This window comes from Herminiimonas sp. KBW02 (assembly GCF_003852535.1).
In the GTDB taxonomy this organism is placed as follows: domain Bacteria; phylum Pseudomonadota; class Gammaproteobacteria; order Burkholderiales; family Burkholderiaceae_D; genus Oxalicibacterium.
In genome coordinates, this window is sequence record NZ_QAJP01000004.1 from 1,010,387 (window position 1) to 1,032,070 (window position 21,684).

The window sequence follows — 21,684 nt, forward strand, 5'->3', positions numbered from 1 at the left end:
GGTAGTCATCAATTGCATGCATAAACAATCCAGACCTCCGTCAAGATGCTCGTGACCGCCGATACTCAGCCACATAAGACGCAGTAGTTGCACTTGTGGTGTCTTCATGTTTTCGTTTTGAGCGTCGGTGTATCCAATCGAAAACTAGTGGATTATTTCTGCGGTTGTTATAGATGCCCGCTTGTATCGTATTTGCGAATCCTATCAATTCTTCGTTAGTGGCAACATTAGTCAAGATTCTTTGCCAAACATCGTTAATGGCCTCACGCATTGAAGCAAGTCTTGTTATGGCCTCTAGATTCTCTTGTATTACTTTAGATGCAACCGAGACGAATGGCAGAATCAATGGAACAATCAGTCCGAGAATTATAGTAATCGTACAATCCAATGCGAGAACAATAATAAGAATCACGACAAAGAGAGCAATGCCAACAACGCGAATCATTTTATTATAGCGACGCCGAAGATCCTCATCCCACCAACAGTTGGCTCGTTGACAGATAATGCGAGCCACTTCCATCGGCAAGGCATCGACCTCAACTCGATACCAATTGGTAAACTCTTCTTTTGGTGTGCCGCTGGTAAAAGATTCTTCTGCCCATACCTCAACAATCTCTTGATCCAGCGGTTTTCCATAAGTGATATTGCACATTGGAATGCCAAGTACATCTGAGTCAAAATATTGTTGAATCTTTGCCGCAGTTTCCTTTTTATAATTCATTACAGGATTGAGATAAAGCTCTATCAACAGAAAAGACATTCCAGAAGAGAGTCCTACAAACCAGGCTATGTCTGTCTTGGGGAGACCAAACAACTCTTTGTCTAACGTTAAGGCGACAAACGCAATTAAGACAGCAACGGGTACGCTAAAAACGAACTGCGCCGCGAGAAAGTTTTTTGCACTTGAGTACAATGCACTTTGAGCAGCAAGACGCTTAATAGAAGTTTCACTGTTCTGTTTTTTTACTATGTTATTCATCGCTGTCACTTAACCAAACGTAGGAAATGTGGGGCCAAAAATTTCTCTCCATTTATTGATGGAACCCCGATAGTCTTCTTTAGATTCGAATTCCCTAGCTTCGAGGGCTTTTGCATAATCCAAAGCGCATCTAGTGGCTATTTCAACTCGTTCTGTCCAGGCAACATTATTCAAATCACCTTGAATACCTTTCGGATCAAATACCGAATGATAGACAGCGCTTCGAATGTAATTTATGACGTCTCTAAACTCTAAATCAGGATAGATATTGCAAATCGATTGCTCATAATAATCCAGCACCATATTTTCAAGCAGATATGACGGAAGTGACGGCATCGTTGGGCGGCGATTCCAAAATTTTACGAGGCGGATTACATCAAGCAGATTTTTACCGCGACTTCTTTCCAGTCGAGTAACTCTCGCCCGATCAATTCGGGGATCTGTTTTTTGCCAATTCCCGTCTCCATCCGGTATCAGATAAAACTCAATTCCATTCACATCCGGACTAGTATAAAAACAGGGAACCAAGTCATACACCCATGGATACGAATTCAAGCTCAATACTGCAGCTTCTCCTTTTCGACCAATCTCCGCATTGCCATATTGCGGTATGTTTGATAACGCATTCACGAACTTATTGATTACACGTTTTGAATTTATGTAGTTACTATTTTCAAATCGAAGTTTGAAGAGTGCAGAAGTCTCATTCGTAGTTGATATAAATATTTTGCCGCCATACTCTTCATAAGTTGCTCCATCCGCGTGTAGGCCAATCATGATGTCGATGTCGTCCAGCGGTCTTTTTTTTGTTCTTCGTTCGAACGAACCAAAAAATATATCTCTTTCGTTATACAACTTAGGGAAGAACTGATCAACGACAGGAAACCCATGAATACGATCCATCAACCAATCCCTGCTTCGTCGGGCTGTGTCAGTAATGGCTGAATCCAGATTGACTTGATCTCGTAGAAAATCATCGAACGCGGCAATCGTTGTTGTCGCCATTTAAGTATCTCCTGCGCAGCGTGAACCTTCTATTACGTGCCTGGCGATACATTTATCGTCAGGGTGCTTCCCACCCCCTTCCCATATTCCTGTGGCTAACCAATCTTCAAAATAGCTCAGCCACTCAACTGTCCATGCAATGTAAGTCTCACGCAGCTTCATTTGTTGATTCCACTCATGTCCGGATGGCCACCACAAACAGAGCTTGGTTCCCTTCCCTTCATATGGGTATATATGCGGAATTATTTTGTCAATTGTCAGTGCGTGAAGATCCGGTGAGCGGACAACCACCCACGGAAATGGATCTCCCATTTTGATATGAAGCGTACATTGATAAAGCCGCGAGTAATCACTCGGAGATACCGCAAAATAGAAAATTAATTCACGGCCGCCACGTAGCTCAACGCGAGAGTCTGGCAAGTGCAATTGGCGAAGTTCCCATGCCCTCTCAGCCAGAGTGGGCATTTTCTTTCGGTGAAAAGCCATTACGGCTTCCCGAAAAAGTTATGACTCTTTGATCCAATAGTCATCGGAACTGCTGAAGCAGTGAGCAAAGTGACCGTCCCAGCTTTGCGTTCAGTATTTCGATGTTCCAATTGATTTTGTTGTATCGCACGGGCCGCGCGATCGCCGAACACACGTTGGATTTTTTTATGAAGAATATCGAATCCAGCCCTATCCTCGATAGATATCACCAGGTCTTTGATGTCACCAACCAACTGCGCATGCCAGACCCAAAATGCAGCTTGGTGCGCAGGTGTATTCATCCCGCTGGCCAGGTTGTCACGGCTGGTAGATGGATTGTCTAAGCGCCATTCTTCGAGACGATGCCCTACCGGTTCCCTAGAAAAATATAGTGGCAGCGAGTGCACGATATCAAGCAATAAGTCCAACGGAGTTTCGTGAGGAATTCGCGCCTGGTCTTCATAGGCCAGAGCCGCCAATGTAGTGATAAAGGTCGAGCTGGGGGCATCTTTCTTTCCGAAGAAAAACTCGTTCCGATGTAACTTCACCATCTGAACCAGCCGGCATAGCATGCGCTGGAAAACTTCCTGTGCATCAGGCAATGGCGCGATTTCGGTCGAGCTATATACAGAATCCATAGCACTGATAGATCGCTCCACTAGCGTAAATATTGGCGAAATAGCCGCCACCTGATCAAACCATTTTGCGTAACCTCGAGGATTTGTGGAGTGGAACGCACGCTGATCCCGATCTGGAATCAAGGCGTGTGTATCACCGTATGCGGTGGCATGCTGAGGCGCGTCAATAACCGGGGCGATATCTGCGGTCATACCGCTCGCATACTCGAGCGTAACGCAACGTTCCCATTTCCTTATCTGTAACTGATGTTTGTCGGCATAGCTTTGCAATGCTTGAAACAAATTCATTAGTAATCGTGACGGCCCGCCGGTATCACTATATAAATAGTATGCAGAGTGAGGCAGGCGGGCAATCAAATCAACGTCGAAGCCATCTCGTCCTTCATCACGCGGCCTGACCAAGGTGCCTAGTTGCCGCGATCCATGCGCGTGGATTTCTTCAAATTGGTCTTTGAAGGACGTGGATTCTGCCAGGTGCTCTGCAGTGCTTTCGTAAGCACGTTGAAGAATCGAGAATTGAGTTTGGGTCGGCTCATTGCTTTTCCCAATGACTTCGGCCAATCTAAAAAATGCTGAGCTCGAACGGCCAGAGTAGCCGTGTTTTTGGGGAGGGAAAATATCGCGTTTCATTTGCCACCTCTGAGGAAGTGATCCAAATGAAATGCTAGATTGTCTTGGCGACAATCGGCCAAATGCTGAGGCATATAAGTCCTTTCTCTATGCCAAAGCGACTACAGAAACAAGCCGGTTGATCTTGACCAGTAAATGTTGCAATATAAAAACATTTACATTTAAAAGCTTTACGTCACAGATTTCTCGCTCATATAATGCAGACCGCTTTAAGTACTAAAAATTTACCAAACAAGTTTCTTCGCGGGAGCATTGTTTGGGAGCCGTGGTGCTTTGAGTCAAAAGTCGGAGACGTCGAGAGGCGTCTTCGACTTTTTGTTTTCAGCTCGGCAATATTAGCACTCTCTTTATGTGATTGCTAATGGTTTCACTGTTTTTTTTTACAGTGAAAAATTAAATGCGCTTCCTAACGCCATAAAAGACACAATTGAGCGGTTTTGGGGGCGAGTGAGGGGGTGGTGGCTATTTTTTGACAAATGCGCCCCTTGAGTGGTTATAGTCGATTTTTTGAGGGTGCGTGCATTTCTGCACTAGTTGAGAGTCGCGATTTTCGCATTCGGAATGAACGTCGCTACCTACTATAGCGCCCTGATACAGTGTTACGAAACGCTCGAAAGCAGATGGTTTCTAAAAGGATCTGCTGCATCTACGTACCTAGCGGCAGACTGCACATCTTTCCATCCAACGTACGACATCAATGTTTTGATATCCCATCCGCTGGAAATAGCCCAATTTGCAAATCCTCTACGCAAAGAGTGACTGCTGTAGAGTTCGCTTGATACAACGCCGTTCTCAGACAAGATTGAACGTAGAAGCGGTCCTATGCTATCGACATGCATGCCCCGCTCACCTACATGCCCCCACCGATCAATGGCTCGAAAAACAGGTCCCTCTTCTAGTTGGGCCGCATTTTGCCAATCTTGGTAGGCACTCACAGGGCATAACTTAGCCAGCGCGGGCACCTTAAATGGCGTTCCGCGATATTGCCGATCTCCTTTCGTGTGTGGAAGATAGCAAATCATGCCTTCTCCTGGCGTCACGCTAATGCTCTCAACCGCGAGCCTGGTCAGCTCATCAGCACGAAATCCGCGCCAAAATCCGATGAGCAAAAGTGCATGATTTCGTTTAAGGCGGAGAGACAGTGGCCGGTCCCCCATTTCTTGAGCTTGAGCAGCGGCAGTACTCAGGGATATTGCTACTTGCTCTACCTCTGCTAGCAAAAGAGGCTTTGCTTGTTTTTCCTGCAATGGATGCGACGCACGGATACCGCGAAACACATTCCGCACGATCGGCGCTTTCGTTGGATCTGGAAAGCCCTGGTTGATGTGCCACTGGCCTAGTGCCGCCAAACGCTGGCGCAACGTATTTGCCGATAGTAATTCGGCATGGTCCGCAAGATAACGCGCCACACTGTTCGCAGTTGCAGGTAAAAAACCGCCCCACTCTACCTCGAAGTGTCGAACGGCTGCCTGATAACTTTTACGCGTGTTCTCGCGCGTGGCAGCATAGAGATAGTGATCAACGTTGTTCATCACGATAGCTTAGCCGAAAAACTCAGCTAATACTTCCCGGAATTGGCTATCGCGCGGTCGTCAGTGGGCCATTCTTAATATGGATTGTTTCGACTATATTTCTCAATTAAATCCAGCCGATGCCTCTGGGCCGCATCTTCTCCGAGTTGTTGGACTTGGCAGCGAAATAGTGGCGCGAATGCAAGCATTAACGCGGCATAACAAGTCACGGCCAATGAAAGAGTTATCGTCGATAGCAATCGTACTTCCCAAAACATGCCTGTAATCACCGACAACATTAGAGCGATAGCAAATCCATAGAAAATCGTGAGCAACGACGGTCTTAGGCCTTTTTCAAAATCCATTAACGACGCTGGAATGATCGTCTCGTCGGCCAACTGCCGATACTGAACTGGTTGCATATCAATGTCGTTAAATCTGCTGTCGGCCGAGTATGCTTTACGGTCGAATGCTTCAAATATCCGCTCCAAAGATGGATAAGATTCTGGCCAAACTTTTTCTACCTTGACGCCATATGGCTCCAGAATTATTCGAGTTAACTCAGGACTAGCCAGGCGTTGCACGTAACGATCATCGAGAATGGCAAACGTTGCTCTGTCAAGATAAATAAGACGAATTCGTTTTGCGTCCGGGTAGTCTTGATCGCTTACCAATGCAGGGATTGGTAAATCGAGTTTCCGAAATAATGCGACCCGATTTTTGCCCTCTGCAGCCAAGACCAGACCCAACTTCGGGATAAGGGTATAACTGGCGGCGTGTGAACTTTTCTCTTCCACGAGTGCATTGAATGATGCCCTTACCACCGCATCGTTGTGTTCTTTTGTTTCGCTCTCTGGTGTCCATTTCCAGCTTTCCCCAATTGTTATTTCCGGAGAAACCAGCGCCTTGTAATCCGCAGATTCTTTGCTGCGCTCCCGTGGTGAGCGAAAGAATGGCAACAAGGCATGCACATAACTGTATGCGTCTATCGTTCCATAAGAATAATGGGATCCCATCACTTGGCCAACTACAGCGGAGCCTCCTCTTTCTTTGGTGAGGAGATCTAGTAGGGATTTCGTTTTAACAAGTTGCCTTACACCCTGCCCTAGCACAGTTTCGGAAGGGGTTAGTTGAATGAGCTCATCCGCGAAGGTGCCAAATTCCGGAAGCAGGTCTTGAGGCAAAGTAAATGTGTTTGGAGCTTGCATTGTCAGCCTTAAAGAAAGCCGGGTGGTCGCCAATTCACATGAGATCCCGGTACTAGTTAATCAGGAAGTAACCGGTCCATTACACTTCAATTATTGCCGCACGACAACTAAAATCAATATCACATCGGATAACTTAATATTACCCAATCTTAATTTAATCTTGAATGAGTGAAATATAAGGGTTAAATTAGTATGTAATTACGTATTACGTAATACATTATCTTATTTGTAAATGGGAAAATTATGGCGCGCTCAGGATTGTTAAAATCGGATGTAAAAAAAGCCCGAGATTCATTATTGGCTCAGCAAATCAATCCCTCTGTCGATGCGGTAAGAGTCGCTCTTGGCAATACTGGATCTAAGACAACCATCCATAAATATCTCAAAGAGTTAGATGATGCAGCTGACCGCCCTGCTCCGTCGATAAGTGAATCTCTATTGGATATCGTGAATCGTTTGGCGGCTCAATTGCAGACCGAAGCCGACTCCAAAATTGAAGAGATTCTTACGCAGAGTGACGAGAAAAATCGCGAGCACATCACCGCAATTTCTGAGCTTCAAAACACGGTTGCTGCCCTGCGTAACCAAATTGGCCAACTTGAGGCTGATCTGTTCCAGGAGCAAACATCAAAATCTGAGATGCTAGAGCTCCTCCAAGAAGAGAAGCTTGTTCGACGCGCAGCGGATCAACAGGTTATAAATCTTAAGGAACGCTTACTAGAAAACGAGTCATATCGCGCTTCATTAGAAGAAAAGCATCGTCACTCGCGCGAGGCGTTGGAGCATTATCGCCAATCGATGAAGGAGCAGCGAGATCAGGATCAACGCCGTCATGAACACCAAGTTCAACAATTGCAGGCTGAAATGCGCCAGTTGCAGCAAAGTATGATCGTCAAACAGGATGAGGTCACTCGGCTTAATCAAGAAGGCGCGAGACTAGTAACCGACTTGTCGCACGCGCAGAAATCTATTTACGAGCTCAAAAATCAAGAAAGAGAGGCCGGGCAAAAATTAGAAAAATGGCACGAAGCTCTACAACGAAACGCGCTGCTTGAACTTCAGATTGGCGAAAAAGACGTGCGTATAGAAGAGCTTGTAAAGCAAGTATTCGACACATTACTGCAGACAAATGAAATGGGCAAAGAGGCACATCGCTTAGAGTTGGCCCTGGCCGCATCCAACGCGGCGCTCGCAGCTCAGGAAAAAGTCCATGAACAGATCAGAAAGCACTGGACGCAGCAATCCACAGTTGAAAAATAAGTCCAGCTCTTATGTACGCCTTTTCAGGATCAATACTTGGATGATGATAAGGCGAAAGTGGTAAATCCATTTTTACACTTGTTGCTTTTCCTTTCTTTCCATGTAAAAGCATACTGGATTAAGCAATGGCTAAGCCCAATCCAGTACAGGATGCAGAATTTGGAGGCGCTGTATTAGCCCGATAGAATCGGTCAAATAATCTGGAGATAAGAACAGAAATCTGACGTGACCCTATCTTATAAAAGGTATTAATCACGGCGGTCTTAGTCTTCTACGTTTTAGCTGACCGAATGTTGTAAACAACGCTCGCGATAATAATTGCCACTATCAATGTTTGCGCAACGACCGTTTGCATAGTTGGAAAAATTCCGAGCAGTTCTATTTGTGGAAACGGGAGTGGGGAAATCTCGAAAACACCAACCTTCTGCAATGCTGCCACTCCTTTGCCAACCATAACGAAGGCCAGTATTGCCACTAGTGCTGAGCTGGCAGCAAAGAATTTCCCGATAGGAAGACGAGCTGAAGTGCGAAGCAAAACAAATGCAACCACAGTCAATATCAGAATTGCTGCGCCCATACCGAGCAACATATAAATACCATTTCCACCGGTCCAAAGTGCCGCATAGAAAAGGACTGTTTCAAAAACTTCGCGATAAACTGTTACAAAGGATAAGAGGAAAAGCATCATCGCTGAGCGACGATTGAGTGCCGAGGATAGTTTTTCTTTCACGTATGCTTGCCAACGTCCCGCCATGCTTTTCTGATGCATCCAAATCCCGACTCCAAGAAGAACAACCGCGGCGAATATTGCCGAGAACCCTTCCGTCATCTCGCGACTTGCGCCGCTTAAATCAACCAGGTAAGTCGCCACAGCCCAAGTGACGGCGCCACCGGCTAATGCCACAATCCAACCAGCATGGACGTATACCAGCACATCACGTCGATCTGCCTTTTTCAAAAATGCGACCATCGCGACGACAACCAGCAGTGCTTCCAAACCTTCGCGTAAAAGAATGGTGAAGGCGCCAAGGAATGTTGCAAGCGGATCATCTGTAGCGGTGGCTAATGCGTCTTGCGCTTGGGTCAGCTTTACTTGCAGTTGCTGTTCCGCGTTTTTTGCTTCGTCAAGTTGACCACGATTCACAATTGCGCGGAACGCACCCATGCCCTTTTCCAAATCATTGAACAGCTCTTTATTTTTAGCAGCGAGCGCCGGCTCAGCAATTTCAAAGCCATCCAGATAGGCAGAAAGAGCCAGTCGAGATGCGTTTGCTTTGTCGCCCGCTTGCAATGCTTGAACGCTCTCTGACAAGCGCTTCTTCGCCAATGCAAGACTGTCCTCGTTAGAGGCCATCAATTGGTCTGGCTCGCTGCGGAGATGCGCCAAGATTGGACGTGCGTTTGATGCTATCTGCTTTTCCAAACCTGTTTCAGTGGCTTGCGTTAGGGCGTTGATATTTGGTACCGCATTGTGGAGCGATTTGTTTTCCGTCCATGCTTTCTTACCAGCCGCACGATCAGCATCGGTATAAGACATGGTGGATGCAAAAAAGGCGATAGCCCAACGATCATCTTCAGACAGTTGAGCGAAACTTGGCATAGAGGTGCCAGCAACACCGTGGGAAATAATCTGCTGCAGCGAAAAGACACTTCGCTCTTTAGCACGTTCTTTGTCCGACAAAGCGATCGGAGGAGGATTCAAACTTTTAGCAAGCGGACCGTCACCGTTTCCTGAAGCACCATGGCACGAAGCGCAATTTGCTTGATACAGTGCTCCGCCTTTTTTGAGATCGGGTACCTGTGTTGGTGAAAGTGGCACTGGATAGACTTTGAGCACTTCTGCTGCCAAAGCTCTCGAGTAGTTACCCACCTCTTCAGGAGGCGCTTTGGCAGCAATCATGCTTTGAAGCTTGCCTGCTTGTGCCACCAATTTCGCGCTAGCGTCTGTTTTTGGTAGCTCGGACAATTGCTTTTCTGCGTTCGCAGAGAATTCCTGCATCTCGCCATATTCGTCTTTGCTAACCACTACGCCATTCTGTACCGCTGCGCCGTAATCAACTGCCAAGTAATCCAGCACTTGCCATATTTGCTTTACCTTTTCTTGAGTCACCGTATCTTGGGCATTAGCAGAAATAACGCTGGTTGAAAGAGCCAAGAAAACGGCAGTAATGAAAAGGCTAAACTTTGAACGGATATGCATGATGAATATAAAAATAAGAATTATTCACATTCTAAGATTGAATCATTTGTATGAAAAGAACAGACGTAAATTTGTCGCATGACTGTATTGATTAACATCAAAACTGACCTACGGTTTCAAATGCGTGTGACGCTCAGTTGCGCTTACGTTAGTTGCTTTGCCTTGGATTAGAGTGCTTATGATAAGTAAGGCCGCTCCTGACATAATGGCGACATCGGCAAAGTTGAAGGCAGGCCAGTGCGTGTTCTGCCAGTGGAAATCTAGGAAGTCTACGACCTGCCCCCGTAACAGACGATCAGCGACATTTCCAAGCGCCCCACCTAGAATTAAGCTGTATCCCAGAGCTTCGAGGCGTGGTAACCCCTGTTTCAGCATGCGCATCAGCCAAGCCGAAACTGCCAAGCCAAGGAGGATGAAGAAGTAGCGTTGCCAACCGTCTGCGTTTGCCAGAAAGCTAAACGCAGCCCCCGGATTCAGCACATGAACAAAATTAAAAAATGGCGTTACTTCAACCTGTTCGCCATATGCATACGTGCGGACGATGATGAGCTTTGTGAGCTGGTCAGCTATGAAGGCACAAACCGCCACCGCATACCAGACTAAAAACAACTTGTGGCGAATCACCTGCCACGCGGGAGTGGTAAGCGATATTAGTTGTCCGGCTAGAACGACACTACCCAACCCTAGGCACCAGCCCGTCACCACATCAGCCGGAAAATGCATTCCTGCAGCGATGCGCGACCAGCCAACCAAAACAGCATAGAGCACCAAGCCGATGTGGCCGCGGCGGCCCACCAAAGGCCAAAGCACGCCGAGAACTAATGCCGAATAAGTGGCATGTCCGCTTGGCAGACTATAGTTTTGTTCCCGCTCACCGATAACACGTACCAATTCGCCAAGAACGACGGGCGGACGCGGGAAGTCAAATACCAGTTTTAATACAGTGGCGGCCAGCAAGCCCAACAGGAAGGCAATAATAAAACCAATGAGCCGCTGCCAAACTGCGTCCGCGCGACCTGGATCGGTTACTTCTTTCGACCACCACCACAGCCCTGCCAGTAGCAAAGGAGCTGTCCAATAACTTCCGAAGAAGCTAAAGAACGACACCAACGGCGCAAGTGAGGCAGGTGTTCCAGTGTTAACCGCTTGGAACAACGTAACGTTAAAACCATACCAGTCATAAAGAACGAATTTCCAATTCATTTACGTAACAATCTCAAACCGTTGCCCACGACAAGCAAACTAGCGCCCATATCGGCAAACACCGCCATCCACATGGTCGCGTTGCCAGTGAAGGTAAGCACCAGAAACACCGCTTTAATGCCAAGGGCCAGTACGATGTTTTGCATCAGAACCCGAGCCGTCGCACGTGACAGCCGCACGAATGTCGGAATCTTGCGCAGGTCGTCATCCATGAGAGCCACGTCGGCCGTCTCAATAGCTGTATCGGTCCCTGCGGCACCCATGGCAAATCCGATGTCAGCGCGTGCCAGCGCGGGGGCATCGTTGATCCCGTCACCTACCATGCCGACTTTACCTATCTTCGCCAACTGTTCTACCTCGCGCAGCTTGTCTTCAGGTAGCAAATTACCATGTGCACGATCAATGCCGGCTTGGGTGGCAATCGCCTGTGCCGTGTGTGTGTTATCGCCTGTCAGCATCATGGTGCTAATGCCAAGTGCATGCAAATCGGCTATTGCGCTTCTGCTACTTTCTTTGATGGTGTCAGCTACCGCGATGAGAGCCCGCGCACCTTTTGGCCCGACCAGTATTACTACTGTTTTACCTTCACTCTCCAGTGCATCGAGACGGCTCTCCAATTCAGGGGTGCAATGCCCTAACTCTTCGAGCATTCGATGGTTACCAAGGTGATAGACGATACCGTCAATGCTGCCGCGAACACCACGACCAGGTAGTGCAGCGAATTCGACAACCTCATGAAGCGCAACGACGTCGTCTTTCGCGGCTTGCGTGAGGGCTTTAGAAACGGGGTGGTCAGAACGCGATGCGAGACTGGCGGCAATCCGACGACTGTCGGCAGGCAACTCATCGCCCCACGCTACAAAATCGGTTTGCGCAGGTTTACCATGCGTGATCGTGCCGGTCTTATCCAGTGCAAGCCAGCGAAGTTTGCGCCCCTCTTCCAGATACACACCACCCTTGATGAGGATACCTTGACGTGCGGCAGAGGCAAGACCACTGACGATACTAACTGGGGTTGAAATCACCAATGCACATGGGCAAGCAACGACCAACAAAACCAGCGAACGGTAAATCCAGTCAAGCCATGCAGCGCCCATGAATAGCGGAGGAATCAGGGCAACCGCGACCGCCACACCAAACACGGATGGCGTGTACCAACGCGCAAACTGATCAACGAAACGTTGGGTCGGTGCGCGGCTACCTTGCGCAGCTTCTACCGCGTGAATAATGCGAGCCAATGTGGAATCGGTGGCCACAGCTGTAACCCGATACTCGAATGAACCGGATTCGTTGATAGTGGCTGCGAACACCTGATCTCCAGGGGCTTTTTCAACTGGAAGACTTTCGCCGGTGATTGGTGCTTGGTTGATCGTAGAACGCCCCTCCAACACTTCCCCATCGAGTGCAATACGTTCACCTGGCTTGACCCTAACCCTGCTACCAATGACCACCTTTTTCGCAGCCTCTTCGCGCCAGGAACCATCCGGTTGTTGCACCATTGCTTGCTCTGGTGCCAGATCAAGCAGGCCGCGAATTGCGTTGCGTGCTCGGTCCAACGATTTAGCTTCAATTAACTCGGCCAAGGTAAACAGCACCATCACCATTGCCGCTTCCGGCCAGTGCCCTATCAGCATCGCCCCCGTGACCGCTATAGACATCAAGGCATTCATGTTTAGGTTGCGGTTTTTGAGCGCAATCCAGCCCTTTTTATAAGTCGAAAGTCCGCCGGTCAAGATGGCGACAAGCGCAAGGACGACGACTGCCCAATGGTTGCCGCTGTGATACCAGTAGACTGCTTCTGCAGACATGGCAGCGACCAAAGAAATGCCAAGTGGCCACCATTTCGTCGGCGTGTCTGTGATACCTGCTGGCGAAGAAGCGACAATCTGCGTATCGAGCACTTGCGCCTCAAAATCCAGTGATTTCAGCGCAGATAATACTTCTGGTAAGGTTTGCGCAGTATGAGTCACCAACAAAGTGCGCTGCATCAAGTTGAAATCGAGATTTGTCACCCCAATCACCGTTGTAAGCTTTTTGCGGATCAGCGCTTCTTCCGTTGGACAGTCCATCTTGGCGATGACCAATTTGGTAGTCTGTTCCCCAAAAGCTTTATTCATAAGTACGGCTTGCATGCCTATGGCTTTCAAGGCTTGCTCAACCGGGGCCAGCGAAGGCAATTCATGCCGCACGGACAAGGTGCGCTGCATTAGATTGAAATCAAGATCGAGCACGCCCGGCATCACAGCCAGCTTAGCCCTGATCAACGCTTCTTCCGTGGGGCAATCCATGTTCTCGATGCGGTAGACGGCTTGAGCCTGCCCATCCGTCAATTCAACTTGCTCGGTGGGCTGACTGATTGGCGTGGTCGAACAGCCGCATCCCTTTGAACCGCAATCACTCATAGCAATTCCTTAATGTAGATTTCCGTATTGCTTATTAAAGACCCTATAGCTACTATAGAGTCAAGCAATATATAAGGATGAACCATGGAAATGAAAATTGGTGAACTTGCCAAACGGACGAGATGTGAGATCGTCACCATCCGCTATTACGAAAAGGAAGGACTATTGCCAAAGCCAGCGCGCAGCGACGGCAATTTTCGACTATATAGCAACGCACATGTAGAACGATTGCAGTTCATCCGCCATTGCCGTTCGCTTGACATGAGACTGGGAGAAATCCAGACATTACTGAACTTCCGGGACAATCCAAATCGGGACTGCAGCGAGGTCAATGCGCTCTTGGATGTCCATATCCAAGAGGTCAAAACCCGCGTAGAAGCGCTGTTGAAGTTGGAGAACCAATTGGTCGTATTACGCAAACGGTGTTCAGGTGTTCGGCATGTAGAAACGTGCGGCATTTTACAAGGACTAACAGGTTGTTCTTGCCATTGAACTTCTGTAGCAGGATCGCTTATCGGTCATCAATCCGCGGTCAGAGTAGAGAAACTTCCACTCCGGCCGCTTTCCATGACGAAACCAAAGTGCCTAATTACTTTTGAACTAATAGAACAGTTACTATTGCCTCGCCATTTACATTTTCAACCGTAAATTTCACTTTATCACCGGCTTTAACATTGGAAAGTAGAGCTTTGTCTTTCACTGGAAACGACATTGTCATAGGCCCCATTTCAACTGTTGTGCTTTTGATGCGCCCGTGTTTCAAAGTAATATTGTTGCTCTCCTTATTGATGGCTTTGACTTCGCCATCCGCCAAGACTGTCGTGTTCGTTGTTTTCGCTGGCATGCCATCCATCTTCATACCTGCCATGTCCATACCTTTGCTACCTTGTTCAGCGTAGACATCCACAGCCAACAAAGAAAATCCACAGACGGCTACCAGATTTAAAAGCGATTTTTTCATTTGATACTCCTTAGTAGTTAAATTGATTTGGTTCGTACTGCTAAACGTAATTTGCGTTCTTGAAGCAAACGCCATGCCGCTGGAATCACAAAAAGCGACAACAATGGTGCGGTAATCATGCCACCCACCATCGGTGCAGCAATCCTTTGCATTACTTCAGAGCCAGCACCGCTGCCGAACATAATTGGGATAAGACCGGCCAAGATAACTGCCACTGTCATGGCTTTGGGACGCACACGCAGTACAGCTCCTTCTCGTATCGCTTCCGCAATGAGTTGCTTGCTCAGCGGTTGGCCTGACTGCAATTTTTGATTCAAGGAGTTGCGTAGATACACAAGCATCACAACGCCGAACTCAGCCGCCAGTCCCGCCAATGCAATGAACCCAACCGCAGTCGCCACCGAGACGGCATGACCCAGTAACCACACAAACCAGAAGCCGCCGATAAGTGCGAAAGGCACAGTCAACATGAGCAGGAACGCTTCCGAGGTAGAACGGAACGCCAGATACAGAAGAATGAAGATAACCGCCAACGTTAGCGGAATGACGGTTTGTAACTTGGCGACGGCTCGCTCCAGGTATTCAAACTGTCCCGACCAGCCTATGGAATATCCAGGTGGGAGTTTTACTTCTTTTGCCACTGCTGCCTGCATTGCCTTCACCGCTGTGTGCAAGTCGGTCCCACGCACATCGACATAGACCCAGCCAGAAAGCCGCGCGTTCTCACTGCGTATCATTGGTGGCCCGTCGGTCACCTTGATGTTCGTAATATCCCCCAGCCTTACCTGCGCACCTCTCTCTGTGACTATAGAAAAATCACGCAATGTTTGCACAGAGTTACGGTAATCCTGAGGGTAGCGGACATTGATAGGAAAGCGCTGGCGTCCATCCACAACTTCACCAACGTTCTCACCACCAATCGCGGACGAGATAACCGATTGCACGTCCGTCACCGCAAGGCCATATCGCGCTGCTTTTGCCCGGTCGATATCGACATCGATATAACGCCCACCGCTTACGCGCTCCGCCAATGCAGAAGTCACCCCTGGCACTTTTTTGACGACGGCTTCGATTTGCGTGGCGATTCTGTCGATTTGGCCTAGGTCGGCACCAGACACCTTCACACCGACTGGTGTCTTGATTCCGGTCGAAAGCATGTCGATACGGTTACGGATAGGCGGCACCCAAACATTCGATAGCCCAGGAACCTTGACTATCCGGTCCAATTCTTCAATGAGCTTTGCAGATGTCATACCAGGACGCCATTGGTCTTTCGGTTTGAACTGAATCGTCGTTTCAAACATCTCCAAAGGTGCAGGGTCGGTTGCAGATTCTGCACGGCCGGCTTTACCAAAGACCGTAGCGACTTCAGGCACTGTCTTAATGAGGCGGTCTGTCTGCTGCAGCAATTCGCTGGCTTTGGACGCAGACAATCCCGGCAACGCAGAAGGCATGTACAGCAAATCACCTTCGTCCAGAGGTGGCAGGAACTCGCCACCTAGCTTGGACAGCGGAATCACCGTCAGGACGAGAGCAATAAACGCTATCGCAATCGTCCATTTCGGATGCGCCAGGCTAGCATTTAACCAAGGCCTATACACTCGTATCAATACGCGATTAATCGGATTCGCAGCCTCGCTCGGGATGCGCCCGCGAATCATGTATCCCATCAATACTGGTATCAACGTAATCGCCAGGCCAGCCGCGGCAGCCAAGGTGTAGGTTTTTGTATAGGCCAATGGTGCAAATAGCTTACCCTCCTGCGCTTCCAGGGCAAATACAGGAATGAAAGATAGCGTAACGATAAGGAGCGAGAAGAACAGCGCTGGCCCAACCTCAATCGCAGACTCTGCAATCAAATCCCATCGCTCACCCGGGCTAATTTCCTGATTTGGATGTGCGTGCGAATAGGCTTCAAGATGCTTGTGCGCATTCTCAATCATGACAATTGCCGCATCGACCATAGCACCCACCGCAATCGCGATGCCACCCAACGACATCAAATTAGCATTGACTCCTTGGTATCTCATCACAATGAAAGCCGCGAGCACGCCCAAAGGAAGCGAGATGATGGCGACCAAGGCACTACGCAGATGAAATAGAAATATCGCGCAAACCAGTGCGACCACAACAAACTCTTCAATCAGCTTGTCGCGCAGATTGGTCACTGCCGCGGTAATCAGTTTGGAGCGGTCGTAGGTCGTGACGATTTCCACGCCTTTAGGAAGCGAACTTTGCAAAGTAGCGAGTTTTGCTTTGACTGCTTTGATGGTTTCCAGCGCATTCTTACCAGAGCGCATGACGACGACGCCACCAGCAACTTCACCTTCGCCATTCAACTCAGCAATCCCGCGCCGCATTTCAGGCCCAATGCGAACTGTCGCGACATCCCGAAGCAACACAGGTGTCCCTGCCTCATTTGCGTTGAGCAGAACATTGCGAAAATCCTCTAGTGAACGCAAATACCCGTGCGAACGCACCATATATTCTGTCTCAGCCATTTCGACGACCGAACCACCGGATTCCTGATTTGCCTTCGCCAATGCATCAAGCACCTTTGCATGCGAGATACCGAAAGCACGTAACTTGTCCGGGTCGAGGATGACTTGATACTGCTTCACCATGCCTCCGATACTGGCGACCTCGGCCACGTCTGGAACGGTTTTGAGCTCGAACTTCAGAAACCAGTCGTTCAATGTTCGCAACTGACTGAGGTCGTTTTGCCCAGTTCGGTCGACCAGCGCATATTCAAATACCCAGCCGACTCCAGTTCCATCCGGCCCAAGTTCTGCGCGTACACCCTGAGGCAAGCGACTTTGCACCTGGCTGATGTACTCCAGCACTCTGGAGCGAGCCCAGTATTGGTCCGTGGCATCGTCAAAAAGAACATAGACGAATGAGTCACCAAAAAAGGAATAACCCCGAACGGTCTTGGCGCCGGGAACGGCCAACAGCGCCGTAGTTAGTGGGTAAGTGACCTGGTCCTCCACTATCTGTGGTGCCTTGCCGGGATACTGAGCGCGAATGATGACTTGCGTGTCTGACAAGTCTGGCAATGCATCCAAAGGCGTTTTGTTCAACGACCAGAGCCCCCATCCTGCGATGACGAGCGCGGCAAGTAGTACCCAAAATCGATTGGTAATAGACCAGCGAATAATTCGCGCAATCATCGCTTGCCTCCAACCGGTTTCACGCTTTCGAGCAGATAGCCGTCATCGTATTCCTTGAACGAGAACTCAACTTCCTGCCCTGCTTTTATTTCGCTGAATTGCTCAGGACTTGACTTGTTAAAGTCCATCGTCATCGCCCCCCATTCAAGCTCCGGAATGGGTTTGTGCGACAGGGTCAATGCTTTTGGCGTTACTTTCTCCACCGTGCCTATGCCCCGGTGAACAGCAGATGCTGCCGGCTGCATTGTCTGGTTGTTTCCAGCAAACTTAGGTAGCACTGACTTCAAGCTTGCTTCCGAATCAATAAGGAATTGTCCCGAGGCGACCACTTTCTGCCCCTCATTCAATCCACTCAAAATCTCGGTATCGTTGCCGGTATCTCGGCCAGTCGTAACCACCACAGGTTGCATGCTGTTGTTTTCACCAACCACTAGGACGACGGATTGCTTGCCGCTTGCAATCACGGCCTCACTCGGAATCAGAAGCCGCGAAACTGGCTTCTCAGCATCCAGGCGAACACGCATGAGCATGCCAGGTGTAAGACTGCCATCACGATTATCCAGCTCCAGTCGAGCCTGCAAGGTCCGCGTTGCAGTGCTGATACCCGGCAGGATTTCGCGAACCTTGCCGTTATACTTTCTATTCGTGTCCCCGGAGAACATCGCTTCAACCGTCATCCCGGAGCGCACGGCATTGCTGAGCGTCTCTGGTACCTCTGCTACCAGCCAAACCTTGTTTAAACCAGAAACTTTCGCGATAGTCACACCTGGCGCAACCATCGCGCCATCGCGCACGGACAACTCGGTAATAACACCTGTAACTGGCGATGTCAGGGTGTAGTGTTTTTGTGATTGCCCGGTACGGTCCGCCTGATTTATCAATCCGTCCGGGATAGACATCGCTCGCATTCTTTGTCGAGCGGCTGCCGCCAGTTCGGTATTGCCACCACGTTTGAGTGCCAGATACTCCTCTTGCGGTGCAATCCAGTCGGGAACGAAAATAGAAGCAATTGCCTCTCCGCGTTTAATGCGTTGCTGAGGTGAGCGGGCATACAGTTTTTCGATGTATCCCGTCACGCGACTTTGCACGACTTCCGATGCACTCTCATCAAACTGAGTCGTGCCGACCATTTCAAATGCATCTCGTACTTCTTCACGTCTTACGGTTGCAAAGCGAATACCGAGATTCTGTTGAAGTGCTGGACTGACTTTAACCCCACCATCTTCCGAACCTTCATCCGCATAAACCGGAACCAACTGCATATCCATAAAAGGACTTTTGCCAGGCTTATCGAACTTGTTTCCCGGGACCATGGGGTCATGCCAGTACAGGACTTTGCGCCCCGTCTTTGGGTCAACTTTCCCGGTTGTCGCGCCGGATGTAGTTGCGCCCTCCATATTTCTTTGTGTCCCGAACCAATACCCGCCAAACACCAGACCAGCACCTGCTAGTACCAAGACAATCGCTTTCAATGCGAATTTTGTTTTCATTTCATTTCTCCTGCAGACACCATGTCGTGTGGAACCACGTGATATTCCAGCGCAGCCCAAGTCAGTGCTGCTTCTCTTTCAAGCTCAACTATTTGCAGCCGTCGTTCCAACAACATTTTTTTCGCATTGAAAACGGCACTTAGACTGCCGGCACCCGAACGGTAAGCTGCAGTTGCCAGCTCCACCTGCTGTGATGCAGGCGGTAGCAATTGCGTATTGAGTTGCACGACACGGGATTTGAGACTTTCCAGAGTGGATGACTGATTCTCGATTTCAGTTTGCAGGTCACGCAATGCCTCTTCGTACTGCATCCTGGCTTTGGTACCCAGGGCAGATTTTTCAGCGATGTCGCGATTCTGTTTTTGTGCGCGATTAACCGCTAGAGGAATGCTGATGCCAAAGGACACCATGTTTGAGTACTGGCTACCCCGTTGACTATATGACGCTTCGAACGACCAGTCAGGATGGCTTTCGCGTGTCGCGACGGTGCTGTCGGCATCAGCCAGATTGACCGCTCGACGCGCAGATAAAAGCATTGGATGATATTTTTCAAGTTCTTCTACTGGCAACCCAGGCACATGTGAGGTCAGTGTAGGCGTCTCGTCCGCGACAGTAGCGGCTGGCATGCCGGTCCAACGGCTTAACGCAAGGCGTGCATTTCTTAAATCCTGTGAGTTCTTTCGCGTTGCATCTTCCGCCTGAGAAAGCGTCAATTGTGCTTGCATCACGTCCGAAGCGCTTACTTTGGCACCACGATGTGCAGCATTCATCGCATTGAGGTCTGCCGCGGCCTCTTTTTCCATTGCGCTGACCAATGCCAATGTGCGCTGGCCGTAGAGTACATTGACCCATGCCTTGGCTGCTTCTTCCCTTACCTTGGCAATGGTTTCTAGGTATGTACTTTCTTCCATTTCGACAGCGCGTTGGGCACGTTCTGAACGTGCAGCACGCTTATCGGAAGAGACCCATTGCTGTTCGATTCCAATCCTACGCATGGTCATAAAGTCACTCGTAGTGCTGTAACGGTCGCTACCCGTCACTGGTAGATTGTCGATGCCTACTTTCAGCATCGGGTCTGGTAACTGGTCAGCTTTCGCCGCGGATTCGCGACTGGCCGACACGGAAGCATTGGCAGCTTTGGTCAGAGATGACCGCTGCAATGAAAGCCGCAATGCTTCGTTTAATGTAAGCCCGTTAGATTGGGCGTGAACAAGAGATGTGCCAACAGTCAGCGCCAGTAAAACGCAGACTCGACAGAGATTGCGCGACTGACAATTCAGTCGCGCGTGGATACGCAAAAACATATAACCCCCAGTAGTAAAGACGAACGCCGACCACGGCACATTGCCGGTCAGCGGAACAACTGAGGGTTAAATCAAATGCGGAGTCGTTGAGTTCGGAGATAAGGCGGGTCTACGCCTAATTCCAGAGGAGCGCTAGTCCAAGCTGATGCCAAGACGGCAGGAATAATCGGCAGAACGGCCGGAATGATGAAAGAAACGGTGCTTGGTGTCAGCGAAGGTGCTGTTGCCAAATACTCAAGTGCTTGTTCGGAACCTGATTGTTGTTCAGCACAATGAACTGGCTTTTCGATGTCCATCCCTGCACATGGCATGTCACCCGTTGCCATTTCTTGCACCGAAACCAAAGTCTGCGGGCAGACGTAGGCAGCCATTGCTATTCCTGAGGTCAGAACAGTCATGACCAGGAGCAAGGCAATCGAACGGGAAAATAATGAAAGTGAGCGTTGCATTAGCTGTACTTACAAAGTTTTATATAGTCTAACCTAATTTAATGAAAGAGGAGAAATTCAGTGTGATTTAATGCATAGCTTCAAATTCGATCTCTACAGATAGGATAAGGATTCTAGTCGTACATTTTCGAATGAATAACGTCAGGCGAACTAACGACTTCGGATAGCGCCTATCCGATCCTGGAGTCAGCAGAAGCAGCAAAAAGCCGATCGCAAACAAAGGCTGAACTGAAGCAGGCCCGAACTAGCGAAGAGCCACGAAAATTTGAACAAATATACGGCGGATAAACACCTCCGAATTTCATATAGAACCTGGCCCTTTCAGGCCATTTTCTTTTGTTCGCTCATCGTTAAGCAATGCATTAATAGGGAAACTACTACTTCAAATTTTTGAAAAGATCACTTAATTCCTTATATGTACTCACGGCCTGCTCCATTGCAAATTCATAGCGGATTGCGGTGGTTGTAAATACTGCTCGTTCCGCATCAAGCTCCACGGTATTGCCATCGATACTCTGTTGATAAGGGGTGCGATATAAAAGTTTAGGTAATACATCATTCACGGCAGCTGATGGCGGTAAGGTCGTTGATGGCGCGAGCTTATTTGGCGCTGATAACGTTCGATTTAAGGCCGTCTTAAAATCAATGTCTCGCGCTTTATAGTTTGGTGTATCCGCATTCGCGATGTTAGAAGCGACGATCTCCAATCGTTTGCTAAACAACCGTACCGATGTTTCCCAGAAGCGATCATCCGAACTTTGGTTTCCAATAGGTATGTGCCCCTTGTTTGTAACATTGTCCATTTGACC

General features: G+C 48.9%; 16 protein-coding genes. 2 read left to right on the forward strand and 14 right to left on the reverse strand.

Annotated elements, in window-relative coordinates; all coding sequences use genetic code 11:
• Positions 1-40: 40 nt before the first annotated feature.
• The 5 genes from DBR37_RS09005 to DBR37_RS09030 all read right to left on the reverse strand — a co-directional run bounded on the left by DBR37_RS09005 (position 41) and on the right by DBR37_RS09030 (position 6,436).
• Positions 41-979, reverse strand: a complete 939-nt coding sequence (locus DBR37_RS09005; protein WP_124574088.1) for an S-4TM family putative pore-forming effector — start codon at positions 977-979, stop codon at positions 41-43.
• A gap of 9 nt (positions 980-988) precedes the next feature.
• A complete protein-coding gene (locus DBR37_RS09010; RefSeq protein WP_124574089.1) occupies positions 989-1,984 on the reverse strand; it encodes a nucleotidyltransferase in 996 nt (331 codons plus the stop codon).
• Positions 1,985-2,469: 485 nt separating this feature from the next.
• The gene (locus DBR37_RS09020; protein ID WP_233588319.1) at positions 2,470-3,717 is read right to left on the reverse strand and encodes a nucleotidyltransferase; all 1,248 of its coding nucleotides are present in this window, start codon (positions 3,715-3,717) and stop codon (positions 2,470-2,472) included.
• A gap of 599 nt (positions 3,718-4,316) precedes the next feature.
• Positions 4,317-5,249 carry a site-specific integrase gene (locus DBR37_RS09025; protein ID WP_124574091.1) on the reverse strand — a complete coding sequence of 311 codons (933 nt, stop codon included), beginning with the start codon at positions 5,247-5,249 and terminating at the stop codon, positions 4,317-4,319.
• 74 nt (positions 5,250-5,323) lie between these two features.
• Positions 5,324-6,436 carry a hypothetical protein gene (locus DBR37_RS09030; protein ID WP_124574092.1) on the reverse strand — a complete coding sequence of 371 codons (1,113 nt, stop codon included), beginning with the start codon at positions 6,434-6,436 and terminating at the stop codon, positions 5,324-5,326.
• A 243-nt stretch (positions 6,437-6,679) separates the two neighbouring features.
• On the opposite strand from DBR37_RS09030, the gene DBR37_RS09035 reads away from it, so the two are divergent.
• Positions 6,680-7,696 (forward strand): DNA-binding protein, encoded by a 1,017-nt coding sequence (locus DBR37_RS09035; protein ID WP_124574093.1) that lies wholly within the window; start codon positions 6,680-6,682, stop codon positions 7,694-7,696.
• Between the two features lie 271 nt (positions 7,697-7,967).
• Here the strand turns inward: DBR37_RS09035 and DBR37_RS09040 are convergent, their stop codons facing one another.
• From DBR37_RS09040 to DBR37_RS09050, 3 genes are all read right to left on the reverse strand, one after another.
• The gene (locus DBR37_RS09040; RefSeq protein ID WP_124574094.1) at positions 7,968-9,896 is read right to left on the reverse strand and encodes a cytochrome c/FTR1 family iron permease; all 1,929 of its coding nucleotides are present in this window, start codon (positions 9,894-9,896) and stop codon (positions 7,968-7,970) included.
• A gap of 108 nt (positions 9,897-10,004) precedes the next feature.
• Positions 10,005-11,099: a signal peptidase II gene (gene lspA, locus DBR37_RS09045; protein ID WP_124574095.1), complete on the reverse strand. Its 1,095-nt coding sequence runs from the start codon at positions 11,097-11,099 to the stop codon at positions 10,005-10,007.
• Positions 11,096-13,501, reverse strand: coding sequence for a heavy metal translocating P-type ATPase (locus DBR37_RS09050; RefSeq protein WP_124574096.1), 2,406 nt, complete (start codon positions 13,499-13,501; stop codon positions 11,096-11,098). Before DBR37_RS09050 ends, lspA begins: the two co-directional genes overlap by 4 nt.
• Positions 13,502-13,585: 84 nt before the next feature.
• Here DBR37_RS09050 and cadR point away from each other — a divergent pair, with 84 nt between their 5' ends.
• The gene (gene cadR, locus DBR37_RS09055; RefSeq protein WP_124574097.1) at positions 13,586-13,993 is read left to right on the forward strand and encodes a Cd(II)/Pb(II)-responsive transcriptional regulator; all 408 of its coding nucleotides are present in this window, start codon (positions 13,586-13,588) and stop codon (positions 13,991-13,993) included.
• 97 nt (positions 13,994-14,090) lie between these two features.
• Here cadR and DBR37_RS09060 read toward each other — a convergent pair whose 3' ends face one another.
• The 6 genes from DBR37_RS09060 to flgB form a co-directional block, all read right to left on the reverse strand.
• Complete coding sequence (locus tag DBR37_RS09060) at positions 14,091-14,462, reverse strand: copper-binding protein (RefSeq protein ID WP_124574098.1); 372 nt, start codon at positions 14,460-14,462, stop codon at positions 14,091-14,093.
• A gap of 17 nt (positions 14,463-14,479) precedes the next feature.
• Entirely contained in the window at positions 14,480-17,632 is a 3,153-nt protein-coding gene (locus tag DBR37_RS09065; RefSeq protein WP_124574099.1) for an efflux RND transporter permease subunit, read from the reverse strand.
• Entirely contained in the window at positions 17,629-19,122 is a 1,494-nt protein-coding gene (locus DBR37_RS09070) for an efflux RND transporter periplasmic adaptor subunit (protein WP_124574100.1), read from the reverse strand. Before DBR37_RS09070 ends, DBR37_RS09065 begins: the two co-directional genes overlap by 4 nt.
• Positions 19,119-20,426, reverse strand: coding sequence for a TolC family protein (locus DBR37_RS09075; protein WP_124574101.1), 1,308 nt, complete (start codon positions 20,424-20,426; stop codon positions 19,119-19,121). The genes DBR37_RS09070 and DBR37_RS09075 overlap by 4 nt, the downstream gene beginning before the upstream one ends.
• A gap of 71 nt (positions 20,427-20,497) precedes the next feature.
• Positions 20,498-20,875 carry a hypothetical protein gene (locus DBR37_RS09080; protein WP_124574102.1) on the reverse strand — a complete coding sequence of 126 codons (378 nt, stop codon included), beginning with the start codon at positions 20,873-20,875 and terminating at the stop codon, positions 20,498-20,500.
• Positions 20,876-21,252: 377 nt separating this feature from the next.
• A complete protein-coding gene (gene flgB / locus DBR37_RS09085; RefSeq protein ID WP_124574103.1) occupies positions 21,253-21,678 on the reverse strand; it encodes a flagellar basal body rod protein FlgB in 426 nt (141 codons plus the stop codon).
• Positions 21,679-21,684 lie beyond the last annotated feature (6 nt).